Genomic DNA, 4,244 nt, shown 5'->3' with positions numbered 1-4,244 from the left:
TATATTTGCGACAGAACCCTCTTCGTTTATCCAAATATCGATTCGTCCTCGGTTCATCAATGATTGGTTGTATTCAGGCCAGTTCGTCAGTTTATAGGTTTGCTTTGGAATGTGGTGGCGCTTTGAATTGTTAAACTTGTTTGGCATGGATAAGTAAGCCTCGAGGCGAAAACTGCATTATATCAGTAGAGGCCTCGTGATTATTGTGCTGCTCCGAAATACGAGCGATGCAACAACGCCCCTGCTAACCTAGAAGGTGAATTAGGTTTTCAGTGGCTTAAGGTTTGCGTTAATGCAGTGAATGACATCAAAAAACAAAAACAAGAGAATCCGTCATGAGTTTTTCATATGAACAAAGAATTAAGCACTTACATGAGCTTTCTCAATTGCCTAGACAATCGTTGTGCTTTCAGCTTTTAACGATCATGAATCTTTGTTATCACAACTTGGATAATGGCAAGGTCGAACGATTGAAATCAGATGATGAAACCTTTTTCTATGAGGCTAATTCACTGAAAGAGCAACTACTCGATGTGCCGAGTCTTAGTAACTCTCATAAGGTGCTCTATTTCCTACTCGATGCGGGTTTTATTGAGCGACGAGTGTTAGATAAAGATGGCCAAGTCGTTATTGGTGATAGCTACCAAAGAAACACGGCCAAAATCTATTGGCGTATATCCGACAAAGGGTTAAGTGTTTTCGGTTAATTAAAAACTCAAGGAATTAAGTCATGGGGCTGTTGCAATTAATCAGAGAATGCAGATCTACTCAGTCATGGGCGTAACCATTACTGGTAAATCACCTCAACATTGAAGAGACGATTCATGAAGGCGGATCTCTCCCGAATAAGCGTTTTACGCTCATCATGACGTAACCAGAAAAGACAAAACTTGTTGAAGAGACGCCGACTCAGGATAGAGACGTTGTTTATCTCGATAGAGCGCACATTGATTATTGCTTCGATGATGATAATCGCCAAGTTGCATCAATCTCGTTGTTCATACATACCAATGAATTGGGCAAGTTTACTCACTGCTTAACAGAGCAACGTTACTTCAAATTCGAGCAGTATCAAGTCAGCGAAGAATTAAGAAATTATCATTACCAACTTCATCCTATTCGCTCACCTGATTGAAGAGCCAGCGCGAGCAGTAAACTTACGCTAGCTGGAGGTTTGATTTTTGGGTACTGATTAAGTGCCGTTACGTTAAATAAGACGACGTGATTTCTTGTGTAATGAAGGGGCATATTTAATGAACTAACGATAAATTGTCGAACCATACCAACGAAGGCACCAAAGAATGATTTCAGGGGCAAAGTGTTTCCATTTGAATGCGGGATTGGCCATTGAGTCACTAGATTAGAAAAGACAGAACTGAATTCTGAGTCTTGGCTGATTTTTTTGCAACAACCCCTATTTGTCACGTCCCATCCTTTTTGTGACAAACGAATAGAAAACTGATCATTTTTGGGAACACGCGACGAAATCGAGGTGAAAACGCATCACAAACAATGAGTAGTTAGGGGCTTCAAGTTAGCGATAGAAAGAGGAACGACGAAAAACCCGACCGCTTACGGTCACGCCCTTACGGAAAACTTATTCCTTTATTGTCTATCGACAATTGCACTGTGCATGTTGTTTAAATCCAATAAGGTTTATATGCATATTCGGATTGTGTTGCTTTTTGCAATGCAATTTAAGAATCAACAACATAACAAATCTATCATGATGCATGTTTGTTAGCGCTTTTTTCTGTGGTTCGAATCTTGCTTTATAATAAATCTATTGCACTCTTTACGGTGACTTATGAATAAAATCTCAACGAAGCTACTCTTAATTCCGATGTTATTTTCTCTTTCTCTTTTTGCTGTTCATGCGTTAAATGGTAACGTTTCTCAAATAATCATGGAACGATTCCAATCGGTATACTTAGACCGTGTTATTCCATTATCAAACTTGAAAAAAATCTCAGACTTGTACGCCGTTAACTTGATTGATGCCGCCAATAAACAACACGTAGGGTTAATTACTAAGGACCAATTTTACACAGGTGCATCAGAATCCATTAATGAAGCAAAATCAATTTGGCAAGAATATCTAAAAACTGCATTAACGGACAAAGAAGCAAAATTGGCCCAAAGGTTAGAGAAACAAATTTCAACGGTTGAATCTCAGGTTCCACTTTTGCTGAAACAACATAAAAGCAACGCCGTTGATGACTATATGATGATAGAAACATTATATAAGCTAGTTGATGCTATGGGAGAGGATTTAGGATTGTTAATTGATCTACAACTTGATGTTTCTAAGCAAGAGTTCACATTATCAAATTCTGAGTTGAGAAAGTCTACGTTGTGGGGCTGGACTATTGTTTTACTCACTTCATTGCTCGTGTCTATCCTTTCATTCTGGTTTGCTAAAAGAGAAGTTAGAAATTTACCCATGATTGTTGAATGGTTAAAGGCGCTTTCGGAAGGTAAAGTTCACAACAAAACGTTGCCATTGAGCAGAAATGAGCTTGATAGTATCTCTGAGTCTGTAACAATTTTATCTGAACGGCTATCAGGTGTCGTACTAGAAAGCCAAAACGTAATGAGTACAATTAAAGTTAAACAAGACCATTCGTTGGTTCTTGTTGATCAGAATCGAAAAAATTCATTAAGTGAACTTTCATCTGTTGAACAAGTGGCAACAGCATCCACTGAAATGGCGTCCACAGCAAATGATGTTGCTACAAATGCAATGAAAGCAGAGGAAGCCGCTATGGAAGCAAATAGCGTGATTGAATCCAGTCAATCCATCCTCATGAATTCAACACAAACAACAGAAAAAATAAGTAATTCTATTTTAGAAGCAAAAAATTTAGTTAATCATCTTCGAGAACATTCGGAGACCATTAGTTCTGTAGTTGATGTTATCAACAGTATCTCAGAGCAAACCAATCTATTGGCCTTAAATGCTGCAATTGAAGCGGCTCGTGCAGGAGAACAAGGGAGAGGGTTTGCTGTTGTGGCTGATGAAGTCAGAGCATTGGCTGCCAAAACACAACAATCAACAGTTGATATTCAAACCATTATCACCCAACTTCAAGAGAAGTCTAAGCAAGCTGATGATTCCATGAGTAGAAACGTTGAATTAATGAATCTAACCAAAGAGGCTACGAATGAGTTGACGGAATCATTCGCGATAATATCAGAGAAAGTTACGGGTATTTCTGAAGTAAATGCTGTCGTAGCAACGGCTTCCGAAGAGCAAAGTGCCGTTACTCAAGATATTTCAAAGCAACTCGAAGATATTAATTCGCTGGTTCAACAGAATATAAAAGGAATAGAAGAAAGTACAAATTCCAATCAAGAAGTTGGTGCTTTAGCTGAAAAATTACAGTCAGAATTATCTTTTTTTGAGGTGAAAAAAATTAATGATTGAGGTTGCATTATTGAATTCACTCGCAAGTTCTTAGTGTTGGTATTGAGCGACAATTACCTTGGCCGTCGCATTGACTCAATAATCTACTTATCTGAAAACACTTACCCCTTTGGGAAATATGTGCCAATAAATTTTTGCGGTGTTTCTTTGGTGGGCTTGTTGCAACTAATCAGATAATGCAGATCTACCCAGTCATGGGCGTAACCATTACTGGTAAACCACCTCAACATTGAAGAGACGATTCATGAAGGCGGATCTCTCCCGAACAAGCGTTTTACGCTCATCATGACGTAACCAGAAATCAAACTGGCCTTTGTTCAACATTCGCAGTGATTCGCCCCCCTCGATGGTTGACCAGGCTCGCTTTCGTATTTTAAAACCGCCTGTGCTGACAACGAGCTTCTTGATGGAGCGTGATCGGACTCGATACCATTATTGAGATACTTCACTTGCCGTTGCTCGACATCCGCTCGCAGCCGTCCCTCCTTCTTCAGGCGCAAGATAGCATGAGCAGACGAGGAATGCTTGTCTGTGTTCAAGGTCTTAGGCTGAGTGTCTACATCATAATATCTTAAGCACCGTTTCAAGAACTGATAAGCCGCGTTTTTATTCCGTTTTTGGGATAAATAGAAGTCCAGTGTTTCGCCTTGCTTGTTGATAACTCGATACAGATAATGCCATTTCCCTTTGACCTTGACGTAGGTTTCATCGAGCTGCCACGAAGAGTCTGTTCGGATGAACTGATGGCGGCGTAATTTCTTGAGTAATGTAGGGGCATATTCAATGAACCAACGATAAAGGTTCTGTCGCAAATATA

At 39.6% G+C, this 4,244-nt stretch carries 2 protein-coding genes and 3 pseudogenes; 3 read left to right on the top strand and 2 right to left on the bottom strand.

What is annotated here, in order from left to right:
- Positions 1-335: 335 nt before the first annotated feature.
- Entirely contained in the window at positions 336-707 is a 372-nt protein-coding gene (locus AB4496_RS07420; protein WP_102258641.1) for a hypothetical protein, read from the top strand.
- 80 nt (positions 708-787) lie between these two features.
- Here the strand turns inward: AB4496_RS07420 and AB4496_RS07415 are convergent.
- Positions 788-910, bottom strand: a pseudogene (locus tag AB4496_RS07415) (IS6 family transposase); the annotation flags it as partial.
- Here AB4496_RS07415 and AB4496_RS07410 point away from each other — a divergent pair.
- Positions 881-1,135: pseudogene (locus tag AB4496_RS07410) on the top strand (hypothetical protein); the annotation flags it as partial. The pseudogenes AB4496_RS07415 and AB4496_RS07410 sit on opposite strands and share 30 nt — an antisense overlap.
- Positions 1,136-1,807: 672 nt before the next feature.
- Positions 1,808-3,427, top strand: a complete 1,620-nt coding sequence (locus tag AB4496_RS07405) for a methyl-accepting chemotaxis protein (RefSeq protein WP_102258642.1) — start codon at positions 1,808-1,810, stop codon at positions 3,425-3,427.
- Between the two features lie 207 nt (positions 3,428-3,634).
- On the opposite strand, the pseudogene AB4496_RS07400 reads toward AB4496_RS07405, so the two are convergent.
- Positions 3,635-4,244: pseudogene (locus AB4496_RS07400) on the bottom strand (IS6 family transposase); the annotation flags it as partial.

The sequence above is a fragment of the Vibrio sp. 10N.222.46.A1 genome (assembly GCF_041473595.1).
Lineage (GTDB): Bacteria > Pseudomonadota > Gammaproteobacteria > Enterobacterales > Vibrionaceae > Vibrio > Vibrio tasmaniensis_A.
The sequence above is the reverse complement of the archived record's forward strand: the minus strand, read 5'-3'. Positions and strand labels throughout refer to the sequence as shown.

What these genes read in the sequence shown, in the direction of transcription:
- AB4496_RS07420 (WP_102258641.1), top strand. Translation starts at nt 336, where the DNA reads ATGAGTTTTTCATATGAACAAAGAATTAAGCACTTACATGAGCTTTCT.
- AB4496_RS07405 (WP_102258642.1), top strand. Translation starts at nt 1,808, where the DNA reads ATGAATAAAATCTCAACGAAGCTACTCTTAATTCCGATGTTATTTTCT.